Source organism: Ruegeria sp. BHSB056 (assembly GCF_059613305.1).
In genome coordinates this window covers 1-19826 of record NZ_JBXWSG010000038.1, presented here as the reverse complement: position 1 = coordinate 19826, position 19826 = coordinate 1, and the positions used below count along the sequence as shown (strand labels likewise).

The 19826-nt window shown below is 59.7% G+C and carries 18 protein-coding genes and 1 riboswitch; of the genes, 13 read left to right on the top strand and 5 right to left on the bottom strand.

Translation table 11 applies throughout. From position 1 onward, the window contains the following. Window positions 1-15: 15 nt before the first annotated feature. A complete protein-coding gene (locus AC2FND_RS11175; protein ID WP_209508211.1) occupies window positions 16-1035 on the bottom strand; it encodes a sugar ABC transporter substrate-binding protein in 1020 nt (339 codons plus the stop codon). 174 nt (window positions 1036-1209) lie between these two features. On the opposite strand from AC2FND_RS11175, the gene AC2FND_RS11170 reads away from it, so the two are divergent. The 6 genes from AC2FND_RS11170 to AC2FND_RS11145 all read left to right on the top strand — a co-directional run bounded on the left by AC2FND_RS11170 (window position 1210) and on the right by AC2FND_RS11145 (window position 6256). Then, window positions 1210-2415 (top strand): ROK family transcriptional regulator, encoded by a 1206-nt coding sequence (locus tag AC2FND_RS11170; protein WP_496769747.1) that lies wholly within the window; start codon window positions 1210-1212, stop codon window positions 2413-2415. A gap of 120 nt (window positions 2416-2535) precedes the next feature. After that, window positions 2536-2734: riboswitch (cobalamin riboswitch) on the top strand. A 132-nt stretch (window positions 2735-2866) separates the two neighbouring features. Beyond that, window positions 2867-3652, top strand: a complete 786-nt coding sequence (locus AC2FND_RS11165) for a DUF4198 domain-containing protein (RefSeq protein ID WP_496769745.1) — start codon at window positions 2867-2869, stop codon at window positions 3650-3652. A gap of 6 nt (window positions 3653-3658) precedes the next feature. Next, window positions 3659-4270: a cobalt transporter CbiM gene (gene cbiM, locus AC2FND_RS11160; RefSeq protein WP_209508206.1), complete on the top strand. Its 612-nt coding sequence runs from the start codon at window positions 3659-3661 to the stop codon at window positions 4268-4270. Then, entirely contained in the window at window positions 4267-4830 is a 564-nt protein-coding gene (locus tag AC2FND_RS11155; RefSeq protein WP_496769743.1) for a NikL family nickel/cobalt ECF transporter subunit, read from the top strand. The genes cbiM and AC2FND_RS11155 overlap by 4 nt, the downstream gene beginning before the upstream one ends. Then, window positions 4830-5615: a cobalt ECF transporter T component CbiQ gene (gene cbiQ, locus AC2FND_RS11150; RefSeq protein WP_496769741.1), complete on the top strand. Its 786-nt coding sequence runs from the start codon at window positions 4830-4832 to the stop codon at window positions 5613-5615. The genes AC2FND_RS11155 and cbiQ overlap by 1 nt, the downstream gene beginning before the upstream one ends. Beyond that, entirely contained in the window at window positions 5606-6256 is a 651-nt protein-coding gene (locus AC2FND_RS11145; RefSeq protein ID WP_496769739.1) for an energy-coupling factor ABC transporter ATP-binding protein, read from the top strand. Before cbiQ ends, AC2FND_RS11145 begins: the two co-directional genes overlap by 10 nt. Window positions 6257-6272: 16 nt before the next feature. Here the strand turns inward: AC2FND_RS11145 and AC2FND_RS11140 are convergent, their stop codons facing one another. The 3 genes from AC2FND_RS11140 to AC2FND_RS11130 form a co-directional block, all read right to left on the bottom strand. Next, complete coding sequence (locus AC2FND_RS11140; protein WP_267367721.1) at window positions 6273-6488, bottom strand: hypothetical protein; 216 nt, start codon at window positions 6486-6488, stop codon at window positions 6273-6275. 75 nt (window positions 6489-6563) lie between these two features. Beyond that, the gene (locus AC2FND_RS11135) at window positions 6564-7562 is read right to left on the bottom strand and encodes a hypothetical protein (RefSeq protein WP_496769737.1); all 999 of its coding nucleotides are present in this window, start codon (window positions 7560-7562) and stop codon (window positions 6564-6566) included. Next, window positions 7555-11268: a hypothetical protein gene (locus AC2FND_RS11130; protein ID WP_496769735.1), complete on the bottom strand. Its 3714-nt coding sequence runs from the start codon at window positions 11266-11268 to the stop codon at window positions 7555-7557. The genes AC2FND_RS11135 and AC2FND_RS11130 overlap by 8 nt, the downstream gene beginning before the upstream one ends. Between AC2FND_RS11130 and AC2FND_RS11125 the strand changes: the two genes are divergently transcribed. Further along, window positions 11267-11443, top strand: a complete 177-nt coding sequence (locus AC2FND_RS11125; protein ID WP_480539983.1) for a hypothetical protein — start codon at window positions 11267-11269, stop codon at window positions 11441-11443. The two genes, AC2FND_RS11130 and AC2FND_RS11125, sit on opposite strands and share 2 nt — an antisense overlap. Window positions 11444-11514: 71 nt before the next feature. On the opposite strand, the gene AC2FND_RS11120 is transcribed toward AC2FND_RS11125, so the two are convergent. Further along, the gene (locus AC2FND_RS11120) at window positions 11515-12144 is read right to left on the bottom strand and encodes a response regulator transcription factor (protein ID WP_496769733.1); all 630 of its coding nucleotides are present in this window, start codon (window positions 12142-12144) and stop codon (window positions 11515-11517) included. 220 nt (window positions 12145-12364) lie between these two features. On the opposite strand from AC2FND_RS11120, the gene AC2FND_RS11115 reads away from it, so the two are divergent. The 6 genes from AC2FND_RS11115 to AC2FND_RS11090 form a co-directional block, all read left to right on the top strand. Beyond that, complete coding sequence (locus AC2FND_RS11115; protein WP_496769731.1) at window positions 12365-13606, top strand: pyridoxal-phosphate-dependent aminotransferase family protein; 1242 nt, start codon at window positions 12365-12367, stop codon at window positions 13604-13606. A gap of 15 nt (window positions 13607-13621) precedes the next feature. Continuing rightward, the gene (locus tag AC2FND_RS11110; protein ID WP_267365650.1) at window positions 13622-14821 is read left to right on the top strand and encodes a malate--CoA ligase subunit beta; all 1200 of its coding nucleotides are present in this window, start codon (window positions 13622-13624) and stop codon (window positions 14819-14821) included. Then, window positions 14818-15705 carry a succinate--CoA ligase subunit alpha gene (sucD, locus tag AC2FND_RS11105; protein WP_209508187.1) on the top strand — a complete coding sequence of 296 codons (888 nt, stop codon included), beginning with the start codon at window positions 14818-14820 and terminating at the stop codon, window positions 15703-15705. The genes AC2FND_RS11110 and sucD overlap by 4 nt, the downstream gene beginning before the upstream one ends. Beyond that, window positions 15705-16676, top strand: a complete 972-nt coding sequence (locus tag AC2FND_RS11100) for a 2-hydroxyacid dehydrogenase (RefSeq protein ID WP_496769728.1) — start codon at window positions 15705-15707, stop codon at window positions 16674-16676. The genes sucD and AC2FND_RS11100 overlap by 1 nt, the downstream gene beginning before the upstream one ends. Next, window positions 16676-19306, top strand: a complete 2631-nt coding sequence (locus tag AC2FND_RS11095; protein ID WP_496769726.1) for a phosphoenolpyruvate carboxylase — start codon at window positions 16676-16678, stop codon at window positions 19304-19306. Before AC2FND_RS11100 ends, AC2FND_RS11095 begins: the two co-directional genes overlap by 1 nt. A 22-nt stretch (window positions 19307-19328) precedes the next feature. Then, on the top strand, window positions 19329-19826 hold a 498-nt coding region (locus AC2FND_RS11090; RefSeq protein WP_496769725.1), incomplete at its 3' end, for a PLP-dependent aminotransferase family protein.

Genomic DNA, 19826 nt, shown 5'->3' with positions numbered 1-19826 from the left:
TTCCGTACGTTCAGCTTAACCCCAGCAGAGGTCCATGCCTTCCTGAACCGAGATGGACTCGACGCCGTCGGCGGCCTTATCGGTCACAAGCGCCACACCGGTGTCAAAAAAGTCCTTACCGGGGGTATTTTCAGGCTTCACACCTTCGTCCGCCCATTTCTTGACGGCCTCAACGCCCAGCGATGCCATCAGCAGCGGGTATTGCTGGGATGTTGCGCCGATGACCCCGTCCGCCACGTTCTGCACGCCGGGGCAGCCGCCATCGACGGAAACGATCAGCACGTCATTTTCGCGCCCGATAGCCTTGAGCGCCTCATAAGCACCCGCTGCCGCCGGTTCGTTGATGGTGTGCACCACGTTGATCGTCGGGTCTTTGGCCAGCAGGTTCTCCATCGCGCGGCGGCCGCCTTCTTCGTTGCCAGCGGTGACATCGCTGCCAACAAGGCGCGGGTCGTCTTCATCGCCAATCACGTTCGGATCAGCCAGATCAACACCAAACCCCTGCAAAAACCCCTGATTGCGAAGCACATCCACAGTAGGCTGGCTTACCGCAAGGTCCAACGTGGCGATTTTGGCGTCATTCGCCGCATCACCCAACGTGGCCTTTGCCCATTGTCCGATCAGAAGCCCCGCAAGGAAATTGTCCGTGGCAAAGGTTGCGTCGGCCGAGTCGATAGGCTCAAGCGGGGTGTCCAACGCAATCACGAGCAGCCCGGCATCGCGGGCCTGCTGCACTGCCGGAACGATAGACGACGTATCTGACGCGGTCAGCAGGATACCCTTTGCGCCATCCAGAATGCAGGTTTCGATGGCCTGAACCTGAGTTTCGTGGTCGCCGTCGACTTTGCCGGCAAAGGCCTTCAGCGTCATGCCAAGCTCTTCGGCTTTGGCGGTCGCACCCTCTCTCATTTTGACAAAGAAAGGGTTGGTATCCGTCTTGGTGATCAGGCAAACGGTTTCACCTTCGGCCATTGCACTGCTTGCCATGGCCGTAACCGCCAGCGCCGTGGCGCCTGCAAGTTTCGCAAGTTTCATCGGTAGTCCTCCCAGTTTTCCCAATGCCCGTCAGGGCATACGTCTGATCGGGCGAAATCCGGCCCGATCGAACGTGAAAACCATCACAAGATTCGAATTTTGAGTCAATAAATAAATCACTCTTATTTATTATTGACAGAAAGGAAGGGTTTCAACATTGTCGTCACGAAGGGGATGGCCGTGTCTGCAAACAACTCTTTGGACAATACCGCTGGCGTACGCGAGCCAGACATGCGCGGCACCAATCAAAGCGGAATGCGGGCCCGAAATGAACGGCTTGTCCTGTCACTGGTCCGGCGCCATCAGGCCCTTGCAAAATCTGAAATCGCGCGCATGACCGGGCTGTCGGCACAGACGGTTTCGGTCATCATGCGCCAGCTGGAAACCGATGGGCTGCTTCTGCGGGGTGAACCGATCCGGGGAAAAGTCGGGCAGCCCTCGGTTCCCATGCGCCTGAATCCGGATGGCGCGTATTTCTTCGGGCTCAAAGTCGGGCGGCGCAGTACCGAGCTGGTGCTGACGGATTTCCTTGGCAATGTCAGGCAACGCGAACGGCGGACTTATGATTTTCCGACGCCCGAGGCGACACTGAGCTTTTCCAAGGAAAGCCTCGACAAAGTGATGACGTCGCTGTCGCCCGAAGCGCGCGGCAGGATCGCGGGTCTTGGGATTGCGATGCCGTTCTACCTTTGGGACTGGGCACAGACATTGCAGGTTCCGCAGGAGAAAATGGATCCGTGGCGTGACGCGGACTTGAAGGGCGCGCTGGCCGCAAGCTATGACTTGCCGGTGTTCTTGCAGAACGACGCAACGGCCGCCTGCGGCGCCGAGCTGGTCTTTAGCCCGGCGGAAGGCCCACGAGATTTCCTGTATTTTTATGTGGGCTTCTTCATTGGGGGCGGGGTGGTTCTGAACGGCTCGATCTTTTCGGGGCGGGGAAATGCCGGTGCGCTTGGTCCATTGCCTGTGCCGGACGACGCAGGCGGAGTGAAACCATTGATAGATGTCGCCAGTCTTTATGTGCTGGAGCGCGCAGTTGGTGGGAATGCCGAAACAGCCGGTTCAATTTGGGAAACGACACAGCATTGGGACGTACCGGAAACCCACCTTGAGAACTGGCTGAAACAAGCGGCGCACGGGATCGCCCATGCCACAGTCTCGTCTTGCAGCCTGATCGACTTCGAATCTGTCAAGATTGATGGCTGGATGCCCGCAGGCATTAAGGCGCGGCTGGTGGAACTGGTTGAGGTCAAACTATCCGACCTGAACCTGACCGGGCTGGAACGGCCTTTGGTGTTGGCGGGGACGGCAGGCCCGGATGCCCGCTCATTGGGGGCGGCCAGTTTGCCATTGTCGGAAAGATACCTGCTCGAAGGGTAGGTTCATCCCTGAAAACCCCGACCTTTATCCAAAGCGGATCCGCCGGAAAAAGGGCATTGCCCGCTAAACTTTTTGACAGCCAGCGCAATTGATCGTTGACGGACGCCGAAGAAGTCTGGCAAGCCGCTCGGCATGTCCGGTTCCGGGGCGTGCTCTGGAATCAATAGGGAATGCGGTGCGGGCTTTGGCCCAATTCCGCAACTGCACCCGCAACTGTAAGCGGCGAGCAGGGCTGAAGTGCCACTGGTGTTAACCCGGGAAGGCCAGCCCAACGCTTTGACCCGCAAGTCAGGATACCTGCCGGACATGTGCCTTTGACAAGGGCACTCCTAATCGGCGACGGGATGTGCGTCGGAGCAGGATGCTTGAAAAAGCAGCTTAGCTTGGACATCCCCGCAGTCAAAACGCATCTCGTACCGGGGTTGGTGCGATGGGATAAGGACGACTATTGATGACCAAGCTGCTTTCCGCAGCCGCTGTGGCGATAGCGCTTCCAGCGATGGCAAATGCGCATTTCCTGCTGGAATACACCGCTGACACCATGATCGACGCACCGGGGAATGTTCCGGTCAAGCTGATCTTTTGGCATCCGTTCTCGAACGGGCATGTCATGGATCTGGACAAGCCGCAGGAATTCTACGTGATCCACAACGGTCAGAAAACCGATCTGCTGGATACCCTGGAACCCGTACGTTTCACCGGTGGCGAAAACGAAGGCGCGGCATTCAAGGGTTATGTTCCCGTCAAACGGTCGGGCGACTATGTGTTGGTGACTGTTCCCCAGCCCTATTATGAGGAATCCGAGGATATCTATATCCAGCAGATCGCCAAGGCGTTCCTGAACCGCAACGAACTGCCGACCGACTGGATGAACCCGGTGGGCCTGCCGGTTGAGATCATCCCGCTCAACAAACCGACCAACATTATCGCGGGGTCGACCTTTACGGGTCGGGTGATGGCCGAAGGCCAACCGGTTGCGGGTGCCGAGATCGAGATCGAGTACATGGCCGCAGAACCGGACATGGAAAGCGCGGCCGCCTCGGCCCCGACCGTCTCACCGATGCCGGGCGGCACATTGGTCGCAATTTCGGATGATAACGGGTATTTCACGTTCGGCGTTCCAAAAGCCGGATATTGGGGATTTGCCGCACTCGGTGCCGGTCCCGTGACCGAACACAACGGCAAAGAACTCAGCCAGGACGCGGTCATCTGGATCCGCGCATGGGATTTGGAGTAATCGTAGATGCATATCGTTGACGGAGCCTTGTCCAACCCGGTCGTGATCGGCGGAGCCGTCGCTGCGGCGGGTGGGATTGCCATGGGCCTTAGGTCGCTGGATCTTGATCGCATCCCCACGGCGGGGGTGCTGTCGGCCAGCTTTTTCGTGGCATCGCTGATCCATGTGCCGATTGGCCCTTCGTCAGTGCATCTGATCCTCAACGGCATGGCCGGGCTTTTGCTGGGCTGGGCCGCATTCCCGGCCCTGTTCGTCGGGCTTTTGCTGCAAGCCGTCTTCTTTGGCTTTGGCGGGTTGACCGTACTGGGGATCAACACCCTGAACATCGCGTTGCCCGCGGTTTTGGCCGGACTGGTCTTTAGCCGCCTGATCGCCCACGGCTCACCTCTGCAAGGTGCGATATGGGGCGGGGTCGGTGGTGCCTTTGCCATTGCCGCCACAACCGGCATGGTTGCATTTTCTCTGGCCTTGTCCGGGGATGCCTTCCTGCCTGCGGCCAAGCTTGTTTTCTTTGCACATATTCCTGTCATGGCGATTGAGGCAATCCTGACCGGGTTCGCGGTTTTGCTGGCGCGCAAGGTCAAGCCCGAGCTTTTTGTCAAAGGAGCGGTCGCGTGAGGTACCTGGCGATCGTTCTGGCGCTGAGCTGCGCACCCGTACCTGCCTTGGCGCATAAGGTCATAGCCGGAGTGTTTGAATCCGGTGACGCCATCGAAGGCGAAATCGGCTTTTCCAACGGCGACATGGCAAGCGATACCGAGGTCATCGTCAAAGGCCCGGACGGAGCCGAGCTGGGCCGTATCCTCACGGATGCAGACGGGTTCTTTATCTACACGCCAAACGCGCCGGTAGCCCATACTTTCTTTGCAAACCTTGGTGCCGGGCATGTGGCCGAGGTCACCATGCCCGCTGCGGATGTCGCCCGGATCATGGGCGTTGAAGCGGATCCCGACACCGCGCCGACAAACGCACCTGCCCAGACAGTGGCGGTGTTCAGCACAGAACAACAACAGGTCATTGCCAGGGCCGTTCGGGATGAGCTGCGCCCGCTGCGTCGGGAAATAGCGGCTTACCGCGAACAAAATGACCTGCAAAATGTTCTGGGTGGGATCGGATATATCGTCGGTCTGTTTGGTCTGGGCTTTTACTTTGCGGCACGCCGCAAGCTGGCGGCCTGATGGCGCACGTTCTGGGGCAACAGGAAAGCACGCTGGTCAAAGCGGGCGCGCAGCGGCGCGGCGCGATCAACCCGCTTGATCCAAGGATGCGGATCGTCATGGCGGTTGTCTTCGCGGTGGTGACTGTCGCGGTGTCCTCGCTGACAGCGCTGTGCGCGGCTTTGGCGGTGTCCCTTTCGCTTCTTGCCGCCTCGCGTCTGCCCTGGCGGAAAACGTTGAAACGCATGGCCATGATGGATGGGTTCATCCTTTTCATGCTGGTGCTGTTGCCATTCTCCATGCCCGGCGACCCGATGTTCACACTCTGGGGGTTTCCTGCAAGCTGGCAGGGTTTCTGGAAAGCGGTCGAGATCGCCCTGACGGCCAACGCGGTCATCCTGTCCCTTATGGTGCTGGTCGGCACGATGGAGCCGGTTACGCTTGGCCACGCCTTGCACCGCCTACGCTGCCCCGAAAAGCTGGTTCACCTTCTGATGTTCACCATCCGCTATATCGAGGTTCTGCGGGAAGAATACCTGCGCCTGCGCGCGGCTATGAAAGTGCGCGGCTTTCGCCCGGCAACAAACTGGCACACCTATCGCAGCTTTGGCTATCTCGTGGGCATGATGCTGGTGCGCGCGATCGAAAGATCCGAACGCATACTTGATGCGATGAAATGCCGGGGGTTTTCAGGCCGTATGCTGCTTCTTCAGGATTTTGCCCTGACCCGAAGGGACATTGTTTTTGCCGCAGGCCTTGGTGCTCTTTGCGCGGGTCTGATCATACTGGATTTTGCATGGCACTGATTGCGCTTGAAGATATCTGCTTTGCCTACCCCGGTCAGCCACCCGTTCTGGATGGTGCCAGCCTCAGCCTGTCCGCCGGTCAACGCCTGTCGCTGACGGGCCCGAACGGGGCGGGAAAATCGACCTTGCTGCGTATCACGCTTGGCTTGCAGCGCCCACGGTCCGGCACGGTCACGATCTTTGGTCAGCAAAGGGTGCAAGAGGCCGATTTTCACGACGTACGCCGCCGGGTGGGCCTTGTGTTTCAGGATGCGGATGATCAACTGTTCTGCCCGACCGTCGCCGAGGATATCGCCTTTGGCCCACTCAACCTGGGCAGAACACGCGACGAAGCGCTAGCCATCGTAGAAAACGTGTTGGGTGATCTGGACCTGATGCATCTGAAGAGCCGCATCACCCACAAATTGTCAGGGGGTGAAAAACGGCTGGTTACGCTGGCGACCGTTCTGGCGATGGAGCCCGAGGTTCTGCTGCTTGATGAACCCACCAACGCGCTGGACCCACGAAACGAGGCCCGGCTGCTGGAAATCCTCCGGGCATTGCCGCAAGCGATCCTTCTTGTCAGCCATTCCCCGGCCTTCCGCGCCGAACTGGCACCGGATGCGCTGGATTTGCGAGACGGAAAACTGGTTGCTGTCTGACAGGACCAATCCGGGTTCAGCCGTGCCGCTTTCGGCTCATAAGCCCATATCTGACCGCCCATGCCCGAAACGACAGACGTCTGCGCCGGTCCTGTTTCACCGGGTGTTTCGACTGCGCGCCACCTTTTCGGTTGAACTCGAAAACGTCGATGATGCGCTCGGCGCAACCGCAGGCTTCGCCCATGCCAACTTTGGCAAAGTAGAATTTTTCGAAACGTTCCGGGTTTTGCATGGCGGCCCTCCTGTTCAAGCGTAACCCCAAAAGCCAAGTGCCGCCAAATCACTTTGCTGCGTCCGCAGGGGGGTCCTATGGCGCGGCGAAGGCGCTTCCCGTCCAGACATTGTCCAGTTGGTTAAAAACCGGCGAGGTGATGAGCATCTCGGCAGGGTACAGCAATTGCAGCTCATCCGCGAACCGTGTGACGCCGGGTACAAGCCCGGTGATGTTCTGCCACGCGGCCCAGCTGCCGGGATCGGACAGGCTGTTGGGATTGCCGGGATCAGCCGCCTGGTGCCAACCGGCCGCATTCAGGATCGGTGAAAGGGCAAAGCGCGCATCGTTGCTGTCAACCTCGGAACAGGCAGCAGCATCGCATTCCCAGCTTGTCCAGTCTGCCGCCGCGATGGTCCCGGCAATCGGGGCGGCGGCGTCGATGACCCGTGCCAGAACCTCGAACCCGCCACCCGCAGTCGGACGGCTGAGCGACAGCGGGTCGGTGGCCACGGCATGCAGCGCCGCGGTTGGTGCCAGGCTGAGGGTTCGACCGATCAAAGCCAGCTGTGCGATGCCGTCGGTCACAGGGCCTGATCCGGCGACCGGCAGGACCCTGACAGGTGTCAGGATCGGCACCGCACCGCCACGTATCGCGATCTCCTGCAACGCATTGTCGAAGGCCGGAACGAAATCACTGCGTATCGTGTAGCTCAGCGGAAAACTGGCCTGCTGCGGACCAACCGGCCTTGCACCGTCGCGAGTGATGAAAGACATCGGCGGAACGGCACCCGGCTGCGGCAGCGAAATCTGCGGTCCCGCGATACCCAAAGCGGCCGCGATCATGCGTGCGCGCTGTTCGGCCTCACCATACTCGCTCAGCAGATTGATATAGCCGCCGATCTCGGTGATGTTGCGCGGCGCAGGGATGCGCGAAGGGGCAATATCGCCCGCAATGGCCAGCCTATGGGCAATCACCTCACGGGCACGCTGGATCGCTGGAGAGTTGGTCGTTTCAAGGATGTTGATGATCGCCTCGGCAAGGCTTTCATCAATTCCCGGTTTGTCCGTCACATTTGTGCTCGTGTCAGTCATTATCGTCCTCCGCAGGGGCGTTCAGGCCATTGAGGAAATCCAGCACCGACTGGCTGCCGGCCTTGGTCGCGCTGCCGTCATCAGCATCCGCATTTGCCTTGGTGAAGGCCCCGAAAAGCTTGGCCAGAAGCAGCGTGTTGGACGGGTTGGCCAAAGCCGTAGCCCCGCCGGGGAAATCCTTGAACAGGTTTTGAACGAAACCGACCCGGTTACCATCCGGTTGCCCACCGATCAGCGCGGAAACACCCGAAGCGTTCTTGGCGATATCCTCAAACCCCTTGATCTTGGCGGCATTGCTGGCGTCGAATGCCTTCTTGTCAGCGGCGGCCTTCTTGGCCTCTTCCTCTTTGCGGGCGGCAGCGATTTCCTGACCTTTACCCGCAAGTTCCGTGGCCTTTCCAACCAGCTCCTTGGTCAGATCCGTCGCCGTGTCGATGGCCTTGTCCCGACCGGCGGCGACCGATTGCGTTTCAAGCGCCAGTTGCGCCTGCAACTCCTTCAGGCCTGTCAGATCAGTTCCCGCCCGCGCAAGATCGGGCGCAGCCTTGAGGATTTCGGCCAATTGCGACGTGGGCACAGCCTGGCCGGTGCCAATGTCGCCCCCTGCAATGGTCAGCGTGTTCGAAGGCTGGTTGTTCGGCAGGTCTGACGGCGCACGTGTACCAAAGATGGCGTCACTGTCAGCAGGCAGGACCGGCGCGTCGCCAACCGGTGGCGGTGTCGGGCTGTCCTGCCAGTTCCAGAAGCGGCGATGGTCGATCATCTCGCAGGAATTGCAGCGGCCCAGAACGGCCTCGCCCAACAGGCCCCTGGTCGGCAGCGAGATCGTGCGGCGCGGTGGCCGGAAATCCTCGCGGTGGAAGGCCAGAAGACTGTCCTGAATATCACCGGTCCGCATCTCCATCCGGTCGGCCAGATCGGGCGGGATCGAGAAGGGCATGATCATGGCATTGCCATAGAACCCGAGCACCTTGTTCTGAACGGTACTGAGCAGCGATATCTCGCTTGAGGCATCGTCCAGCCCGCCTTCCGGTACCCCGATGGTGAAACGCTCCAGCAGGATCGCACGTTCTTCGTCCGTCATGCTGGCCCAGATCACGCGGGAATAGCGAACGGTGTTGGCCACAACATGCTGGTACATTTCTTCGATGCGGCGCAGATCCCGGCGTGACAGAACGTCCGGCACTTCCTGCACGGAATAGGGTAGGGTGGCAGGCAACGCCTGGAACGTATTGTCATCAACAACGGTCTGGGCGTTTTCGTTCATACGCGCCTCAAACTCGCTGACCATGGGCGGTCCTACCAGATCGTCAAAGTCCGAGCCCGAGATCGTGGTGCGAAGACTGCGGTTGATATTGCGGGTGGCCCGATCCAGATCGTCGGCATCTTCCAGATTGGCCAGATGTTCCCAGATGTTGAAAATGTTGATGGGATCAGGACCGGTGTAGAACGAATAGGCAAACGAACCCGTCCGCCTGCGCAGCTCGACACGGGCGATATCCGACCGCTCGACCGAACGGGGCAAAGCAACAGAGCCGGTATAGGTCCGGCGCTTGGTCGGATCACGCCGCGCATCAGCCAGCCGGACAAGCAGGTTCTCGCGTGTTTCCGCTGGCAGGTCATGCAGGTTGTCGATGTCTATCGGCGATCCGGTCAGCGGCACAGGTCCGACCCGGTCGCCATCCTGCGTGAAGATCACGACAGAAATGTCATCGTTGGGCATGAACGTGCCCTGCGCCTCGAAACTGACGATGTCCTGTGCGACGCCGGGCGCGTTCTGCGGTGTTGCATCCTTGTCTGCATAAAACTCTTCCAGCAGCTTCAGTGCGCTGCGGAATCTGCGGCGGTTTCGGAACACGCGCCGGAACACTTCGGCATGGCGCAGGATGACCTTGTACCGGCTCAGCAATCCGGACCGGGTGACATTGCCCGGCAACTGATCGCCTTGCCCCAGACGGCGGAAGCGGATGAGTTGCATGGGCACAAAGACCACCAGCTGCACGCCCTCGATACGCGTTTCCAGGGAAAAGTCGCGCAGAACTTCGAACCATTGCATGGTCATTGCGTGGCAATGATTGCGGTTGGCCACGAATTTCGTTGTGGCCGTCCGCCGATCCGTCGCAGTTGCAGTGCGCACACTGGTCCGTGCCGAGTTACGCTTGACCGAAGCCGCCCGTTCAAGCGCGGCAGAGAATGTCTCATGGGTGTCGGACAGAAAATCGCGCGACGTGTTCTGCGTGTTGGACGAATTGCCGGAAGAATTCGAACTGGACCGTGCGCCGCTGAAGCCCACGCCGCCGACGATGGCCCCGATGCCTCCGAACAGGCCGCCACCAACGCCACCTGCGCCCCCGAAGCTTTTTGAAAATGCGCGGGTCGAAAAAGAAGACGTGCCCTGAATCACCTCATCCAGCGCGCTTTCAAACGTACTGTCAAAGGACGTGTTGCGGGCTTCCTCGAATTCCTGTTGCTCTTCAAATGTCAGGCTTTCTCGTTCACGTACGCTCAGTGTTTCGCGCTGTTCCGACACGACAATCCGCTGCTCTTCTCCCGGGGCAAGCGGTAGGGAATAGACCAGCCGACCCAAAGACATGCCAGCGTGGACAGCCGTCGACCGCATCTTGGCAATATACCCAAGCGCAAGGCTCGACGCTTTGGGCACATCCTGCGGCCGTTCTTCAAGATCTTCAAAGAAGTCTTCAATATCAATGGGTTCATCAATCGGAATTCGGTCCCGAAAATCCCAATCACCCCCGTCATTGTTGAACGCGGCCAGAAGCGTTTCGGCTGACAGATTGGCCTGAGCAAAGGTTGTACCCGGAATAGTCGTCACAAAGCGGCCACCGCCTACGGGGCGCGTTCGAACGATATTCTTGGGCCCGACGAGCGGATCAATCAGTCGGTACAGAACCGAATAGCGCCGCCGTGAAACCGTGCCGCCTTCGGTTCGGTACTCCGACGCGCAATCGCCCTCGCCCAGCACGATAGGGGCCTGTGAACCGGTGAAATCGGATATGTTTTCTTCAGCATCCTCGGGATCCACAGGCAAGATATCGGCCAGCTCACCGACGATCGAACGCTGCAAAGGGAGGAGCGTGCGATCCAGCACCACAAGACCCATTTCGCCGTCCAGCGCGTCAACGCGCGGCACGGCTTCTGTCAGGGTGGTGTTTTGACCCCTGATCCGCAACCGCAGGCCGTTCTGCGGCAGGCGGAGATTGGGCAGATCAACCGAGAAGAGACCGCGCGCGTCCGTGACGGCGGCTTTGACAGCCCACGAGAAATCCGCATTGTCGATCCCTTCATTGGCGGTAAAGGTGGGGCGCAGGACCTCGACGATCACGCGTTCGGCAGGGGTCCCGTCCGGGTTGATCAGTTCCCCCCGCAGTTTCGGGGCAAGGGCGGGAACGACCGCCCCCAGAAAGCCTCCGGCCAGATCTTCGCGAATGGTTGCAAGCTGGCGAAAAACCGCGCTTGTCGACTGAACACGCCGGTCGACCAGATCGTTGATCACTTCCGTGGACAGCTCAATTCCGACGCCGCGGCGCAATGCCTTGAGCTTTTCCGCCTCAACCCGCTTCTGATCCTCAACGCTGTGCGCACCAGCCGCGACAGTGCCGGAAATTTCCGCTGATATCGATGGGTTTGGCCGAAGATTTGGTATGGACAGCGTTATGCGCGGGGGCTCACTGCTGGAGTCGGACATGAACGTCACCTCTCGAGAAAGAGCTGAAAAAAACGAGATGTCAGAAAAAGAAGTCAAATCATTAAAGGTGACCCAAGGTAACATGTTTGGGGGATTCGCGGAAGCAACGCAGGGTTGTGCCTACCGCCACGCGCGGCAAAGCGCTCAGGACAAGCACCGTGTCTCTTGCTGCTGACGGTATCCAGAATTGGTCAGAGTTGGACGAATAACCTGCCCGGAAACACCGGCATCCAAATCGCCTTTGGTCTAGTTTCGTGACTGCTGAGACGAATAGAAATACGCAATGGCCTGCGTGCGGTTTTTGACACTCAGTTTTTCGTAGATGTTGGACAGGTGAAACTTGACCGTGTTTGTCGAAATCTGAAGTTCCTTCGACAGGTCCCGGTTCGACATTCCTTGGGCCAGCGCCTCCAGAATTGCGCGTTCCTTACGCGACAGACTCTGGATTGGGTCCTGTTGCATCTTCCGGATATCGATGAACGGGAATACCATCTTACCCGCTGCAACTTTGGCGCAGGTTTCCAGCAGACCCTCAACCTCGCCCGTGCGGGCGGCAAATCCAGCCGCACCCGCCTGCATCGCCAATCGCGGGACATCGCCGACAGTGTCGCCATAAACGACAAAGCGCGGGGCGTTGGGCTGATCGCGCAGAACCTCAATCAGTTTGGCGGCCCCCAAAACCGGAAGTGTCCAGTCGACGACACCAACCTGAACGGGAACCCGCATCACCGTTCCCAGAAACCCTTCGGCCGTTGCTGACGTGGCCATCAGCGAGAATCGGGGGTCCCGCTCGAATATTTCGGACATGGCCGACAGAACCAGCGGGTTGCCGTCCGCCAGCATGATGTCGATGGGTTTGTTCGGTGTCTCAACCATATGATTTTGCCCCGATTCCGGAAAAACCTACCCATAAGGATAGGTCATTTCTTTGTATACCTTCGTATTTTTACCAAAACGGGTAGGTACTGCCCCATCCTATTGGCCATCCAAAAGCAGTAGTAAGTTACGTTGCGTCATAAGGCAAGCTCGCGTTTCCTGCTCGGTAACTTGACACAACGGGCCGCAATGCCCGGCCAACAGCCGAGGATGCCAGACCATGACTTTTCAGATTTTCCCTCCGCTCGAAATCCCTCAGACCCTCGCTGCGGGGCCGGGGCCGGGTAACACGGATGCCCGCGTCCTCAAGGCCTTTGCCAATGCAGGCGTTGCCGATCACATGCAGGGGGACGTTCTTAGAGGGATGGTCGAATGCAAGCACATGCTGCGGAAAATCTGGGGTACCCAAAACGCCTATACCTTTGCTGTTGCCGGCACCGGTTGGAGCGCCCTGGACACCATGTTTTCGGCTGTCATGCCAGGCGACAAGGTCGTTGCTTTTGCCAACGGCACATTCTCGGGGATCGACGCGCTGACCCTGCGGATCAAGGCGGCGACGCCCGAAGAACATGCCGCCAACCCGATGGCGCCTCAGGCTGCCAGCGTCACCGTGATCGAGGTTCCGCACGGCCAGCCTGTCACCGGTGATCTGGTCGAGGCGACGCTCGCGCAGCACAAACCGAAATGGGCTTTCATGGCGCATTGGGAAACCGGATCGGGCCGCATCAATGACCTGCGCGGATTTTCCGACGCGTGCGAACGTCATGACGTGATGGGTCTGATTGATGCGGTGTCGTCTCTGGGCGTCGATGACTTCTCGATAGATGATTATCCGGGCATCGCCGGATGGGCGTCCTGCCCGCAGAAAGGTCTGTGTTGCCTTCCGCTGACCTATGCCCCTGTCAGCTTTACCGACGCCTATATCGCGTCACTCAGAACCACCGGCGCTTATACCTATGTGCACAATCCCATCTTTGAGGCCCGCCATTGGGGCATTGTCGATGGGCAGGATGTTGAAAAGGGCACCTATCACCGCACCCATTCGGGCTACGCCGTTGCGGCCTTCCATGAATCCCTGCGCCTGACCCTTCAGGAAAGTCTGGCCAAGCGGTCCGCGTCGTACAAGACACACGAGAAAGTACTGCGGGACGCCGTCACCGAAATGGGCTGCGAGGTCACCTCCGACATGCCCAGCCTGATCGTGCTGAACCTGCCCCCGGAACTGGCTGGCCGCGAGATGGAACTGGTCCAGAACTGCCGCTCGCGCGGGTTTGGCATCTGGCCGACCCTCAGCGCACCCGTGCAGGTGCGCATCGGCATCCTCAACCAATTGAACCGCGACGCCGTCAGCCGGATCGTGCGCCTGTTCGCCGAAGCCATCCGAGAGCTGGGCGGAACGGTCGACCAAGACGCAATCGAAGACCTGCTGGAAAGCCGTTACGGCACCTCAATCGCTGCATAAACAGGAGCGGATCAGATGGATATTCACGAATACCAGGCAAAGGAAATTCTTTCGAATTTCGGTGTCGCCATACCGTCCGGCGCACTGGCCTACAGTCCGGAACAAGCGGCCTACCGGGCGCGTGAGCTGGGTGGTGACAAATGGATCGTCAAGGCGCAGGTCCATGCAGGCGGTCGCGGCAAGGCCGGAGGGGTCAAGCTGTGCAACACCGAAAACGAAATCTATCAGGCCTGCGATGATTTGTTTGGCCGCAAGCTGGTCACGCATCAGACCGGCCCCGAAGGCAAAGGCATCTATCGCGTCTATGTCGAAGCCGCCGTGCCGATTGACCGCGAGATCTATCTGGGTTTTGTCCTCGACCGGTCCAGCCAAAGGGTGATGATCGTGGCCTCGTCCGAGGGCGGGATGGAGATCGAGGATATCTCGGCTGACCGCCCGGAAAGCATCGTCCGCTCCATCGTGGAACCGGCGGTTGGGCTTCAGGAATTTCAGGCGCGCGAGATCGCATTCAACCTGGGGCTTGAACCCAGGCTGATCCAGCAAATGGTGCGTACATTGCAAGGCTGCTACGCCGCCTTTAGCGAGCTGGACGCGACAATGGTCGAGATCAACCCGTTGGTCATCACGGGTGACGACCGGGTTCTGGCGCTTGACGCCAAGATGAGCTTTGACGACAACGCCCTGTTCCGCCATCCGCAAATCTCTGAACTGCGTGACAAAAGCCAGGAAGACCCGCGCGAAAGCCGCGCGGCCGACCGCGGATTGTCCTATGTCGGGCTGGACGGAAATATCGGCTGCATCGTTAATGGTGCCGGTCTGGCGATGGCCACGATGGACACGATCAAGCTGGCCGGTGGCGAGCCTGCAAACTTCCTCGACATCGGCGGTGGGGCCTCACCCGAACGTGTGGCCAAGGCGTTTCGTCTGGTCCTGTCGGACGACAATGTTCAGGCCATTCTGGTCAACATCTTCGCCGGTATCAACCGCTGCGACTGGGTGGCCGAAGGCGTCGTTCAGGCGCTGCGGGAACTTGACCTCGATCTGCCCGTCGTCGTGCGGCTGGCTGGGACAAACGTCGAAGAGGGTCAGAAGATTCTGGCCAAGTCCGGCCTGCCGATCATTCGCGCCACAACGCTGATGGAGGCGGCAGAACGCGCTGTTGGCGCATGGAAAAACGACCTTACTCAAGGCACCAAGATGAGGGCTGTGAAATGAGCATTCTTCTCGACCGTGACTCGCGCGTCATCGTGCAGGGCATCACCGGCCGCATGGCCCGGTTCCATACCAAGGACATGTTGAACTATGGCACCAATGTCGTGGGCGGTGTCGTACCCGGCAAAGGTGGCGAAACCGTCGAAGGTGTTCCGGTCTTTGACACCGTCAAACAGGCTGTCGAGGCGACCGGCGCGGATGCCAGCCTTGTTTTCGTACCCCCGCCATTTGCGGCTGATTCAATTATGGAAGCCGCAGATGCCGGTATCCGCTACTGTGTCTGTATCACCGACGGGATTCCGGCGCAGGACATGATCCGGGTGAAGCGGTACATGTACCGCTATCCGAAAGAGAAACGCATGGTGCTGACCGGGCCGAACTGTGCCGGTACGATCTCGCCCGGAAAGGCGCTGCTGGGCATCATGCCGGGCCACATCTATCTGCCCGGCCATGTCGGCATCATCGGCCGCTCGGGAACGTTGGGCTACGAGGCTGCGGCGCAGCTGAAAGAACGCGGCATCGGTGTCTCGACCAGTGTCGGGATTGGTGGCGACCCGATCAACGGGTCATCTTTCAAGGACATCCTACAGCGGTTCGAAGAGGACGAGGACACCCATGTCATCGCCATGATCGGCGAGATCGGCGGCCCGCAGGAAGCTGAAGCAGCCGAGTACATCCGCGACCACATCACCAAACCGGTGATTGCTTATGTCGCGGGTCTCACCGCCCCGAAAGGCCGCACCATGGGCCACGCGGGTGCGATCATTTCGGCCTTTGGCGAAAGCGCCAGCGAAAAGGTCGAGATTCTGTCCGCCGCCGGGGTGACCGTTGCCGAAAACCCCGCTGTGATCGGTGAAACAATTGCCCGTGTGATGGAGGCCGCGTGATGGTCAAACCCTCGGTACTTGTGACCCGTCGCTGGCCTGCCGCCGTCGAGGCGCAGCTGGCCGAGACCTATAATGCCGTTCTGAACACCGGGGACAAACCCATGTCCCCGGCCGAAATCCGGCAAGCCTTGAAAACTTATGACGCGGTGCTGCCAACTGTAACGGACACACTGAGCGCCGAGGCAATGGACATCCCTGGTGCGCAGACCAAGATCCTGGCCAATTACGGCGTTGGCTACAGCCACATCTGCGAACCGTCGGCGCGTGAGCTGGGCATGACCGTGACCAACACGCCCGATGTTTTGTCCGAATGCACCGCCGATATCGCCATGACCCTGCTGTTGATGGTGGCGCGGCGCGCGGGCGAGGGTGAGCGCGAGCTGCGGTCCGGCAACTGGACCGGATGGCGGCCCACGCATCTGGTTGGAACCAAGGTCAGCGGCAAAACGCTGGGCATCATCGGCTATGGTCGCATCGGGCAAGAGATGGCCCGCCGTGCGCATCATGGCTTCGGCATGGACATCCTCGTCTACAACCGCAGTCAGATAGCGCCGGACGTGCTGGCCAGGTGCAATGCAACGCAGGTGGCCTCGATTGACGACTTGCTACCGCAATGCGACTTCGTCTCGCTGCATTGCCCCGGCGGGGCTGCCAACCGGCATCTGATCAACGCGCGCAGACTCGGCCTGATGAAGCCTGATGCCTTTCTGATCAACACCGCGCGCGGTGAGGTGATCGACGAATGGGCGCTGATCCAGGCCCTGATGTTCGAGATGATCGGCGGGGCCGCGCTGGACGTGTTCGATGGTGAACCCCGTATCAGCCCGGACCTGCTGCAATGCGACAACCTCGTGATGCTGCCACATCTGGGCAGCGCCACCCGCGAAGCGCGCGAGGCGATGGGGTTTCGGGTTCTCGATAACCTGAATGATTTCTTTGAAGGTCGCGAACCCCGGGACCGCGTGATCTGATGCAGGCGCTGGCCCCGAATATTCTGCCCACCCCCAACCCCTCGAGCTATGCCGAAGGGTTGCGCTCGGAATTGCGGGCGTTGTGGCGGAACATATTGCTGAAACGGGCGCCACATGTGGCGGCATGGGCTGAGGCCAAGCCGCTGCAACCCATTCCCACGGGACCCGAGGCAACGCCGTATTTGCAGGCCCTTTCGATCTGGTTCCAACTGTTGCGCATCATCGATGAAAACGCCGAAGTTCGGGACCGTCGACTGACCGAAACCCAAAACGGCGCAGAAGCGGTAGAAGGCGGTTTTGCCGAAGCCCTGGCAGACTTGTCGCTGACGTACAGTCAGGTGGAAAAGCTGACCGCTGACCTGTGTACCGGTCCCACCCTGACCGCGCATCCGACCGAGGCCAAGCGGGTAACGGTTCTGGAAATTCACCGGCGTATCTACCGCAACCTCGTCAGTCTTGAAACGCACCGCTGGACTCCGACCGAACACGCCGAATTGTTGAATGGTCTGGAGGGAGAGATTGATCTCTTGTGGCTGACCGGCGAACTTCGCCTGTCGCGCCCAAGCCTGCACGACGAGATCGAATGGGGGTTGCAGTTCTTCCGCGATGCAATCTTTGACGCCGTGCCGCAGGTTATGTGTCGCTTCGATCAGGCCTGCCTGCAAGTGCTGGGCCGTACGCTGAGCGAAACACCCGATATCCGCTTTCACAGCTGGATCGGTGGCGACCGGGATGGCAACCCGAATGTCACGACCGAGATGACCGCATTGGCGCTGAAACGCGGTCGCGAAACAGTTCTGGATCTTTACCGCCAGGCTCTCGAACGTGCTGCGGGCAGGTTGAGCATCAGCGCACTGATATTGCCCATACCTGAGCCTGTCAGGACGCAAGTACAAGCGATAGTTGACCGGGCCCCGACCGCCGGGCGCAATCGGAACGAACCATTCAGGCAAGCACTCAATGCCATTCGTTATCGGCTGACAAACAACGGATATGATCACATCTCGCAATTCGTAGGCGATCTCGACACGCTTGATACCGCTTTATGTGCGGTCAACGCGGATATTCTGGCGCGGCAGCATATCCGTCCGCTGCGCCGGGCTGCTTCGGTTTTCGGGTTCCGGACCACAACGCTGGACATCCGCCAGAATTCGACCGTCACAACCGACGTTCTGGCCGAAATCTGGTCGCATAGCGGAAAGGTGCCGGTTTACGGCACAGCCGAATGGTCTGCCCGCTTGCGAACCGAACTGGCCGATCAGAACCTGCCCTATCAAAACCGCGATGCGTTAAGCGATCAGGCGCGGGAACTGCTTGCTCTTCTGGCTCTGGTCCATGGTGTGCGATCGGGACCGGACCCCAAGGCAATAGGGCCCTTCATCCTGTCCATGACCCGTTCGGCCGACGACATTCTCGGCATCTACCTGTTGGCCCGCTATGCCGGGTTTGGGTCCGAAACTCTGGATCTTTCGGTAGTCCCATTGTTCGAGACGATTGCCGATTTGCGAAATGCCCCATCGATCCTGCTGGACGTTTTGGCTGTCCCGCTTGCCCGTCGCAGCCTCAAAACCGACGGTCGGGTAATCGAGGTGATGCTGGGATATTCGGACAGCGGCAAGGACGGGGGCTATTTCTGCTCAACATGGGAGTTGGAGCGCGCCCAACGCCGGATCGTCTCGGCGCTGGCCTCGCAAGGTTTCATGGCCACGTTTTTCCATGGTCGCGGCGGCTCGGTCAGCCGGGGTGGTGCACCGACCGGGCGCGCCATCGCCGCGCAACCCAGTGGAACAGTTGCCGGGCGGCTGCGCGTGACCGAACAGGGCGAGGTGGTTTCGGCCAAATATGCCAACCGTGGCACGGCTGCGGCGCATCTGGAGTTGTTGCTGTCAAGCACGATGCGCCATACGGCGACCCCTGACGAGGCGCCTTCACGGCCTGAATTCGATGACGCATTGGATGCTTTGTCAGAGTTGTCACAGACAGCCTATGTCTCGCTTTTGCAGATGCCGGGTTTTCTGGACTATTTCCAGCAGGCGAGCCCTGTCCAAGAACTTGCCCGCCTGAAAATGGGGTCCCGTCCGACCCGCCGGTTCGGCGCGGCCAGCCTGGATGACCTGCGGGCCATTCCATGGGTCTTTGCGTGGTCGCAGAACCGTCACCTGATTACTGGTTGGTACGGGTTCGGCACCGCCATGGCCAGTTTTCGCAAGTTTCGCGGCGCGCGCGGTGATGACGTGTTGCACGACATGTTTCGACACTCCCGCCTGTTCCGCCTTGCCGTCGATGAGATGGAAAAATCGCTCTATCAGACGGATATGGAAATCGCAGCGCAGTATGGCGAATTGGTCTCTGATTTCGAGACCCGCCAACGTGTATCGCAGGTGATCAAGGCGGAATACGATCGTGCCTGCAAAGCGATCCGGTTTCTGACCGGTGGTCAGGTCATCGGCCATCGCTTTCCCCGCCTTTGCGAGAGGTTTGACCGCAAACAGGCCGAATTGGCCCGCATTCATGCTCTTCAGGTCGAACTGCTGCAACACGCCCGCAACGAACCGCAGGCAGGGTCAGTTCCCGTGCCCCTGCTGCAATCCATGAACGCCATTTCCGCTGGCCTTGGCTGGACCGGCTAACCATTTTCAGGAGATCAAAACTGTGAACGCCCCGCATCGAACAGATGGATTTTTTACCCAGTCCTTGTCGGACCGCGATCCTGAGCTTTTTGGCTCGATCCGGTCTGAGCTGGGTCGTCAGCGCGACGAGATCGAGCTGATTGCGTCCGAGAACATCGTCTCTGCCGCCGTGATGGAGGCGCAGGGTTCGGTGATAACCAACAAATATGCCGAAGGCTACCCGGGCCGGCGCTATTACGGGGGCTGCGAGTTTGTTGATATCGCCGAGAATCTGGCCATCGACCGCGCCAAGCAGCTGTTTGGCTGTGGTTTCGCCAATGTGCAGCCGAACTCGGGCAGCCAGGCCAACCAGGGCGTGTTCCAGGCGCTGATCCAGCCCGGCGACACCATTCTGGGCATGAGCCTGGACGCCGGTGGCCACCTGACCCACGGCGCGCGGCCCAACCAGTCGGGCAAGTGGTTCAACGCCGTGCAATACGGCGTGCGCCAGCAGGACAACATGCTGGACTATGATCAGGTC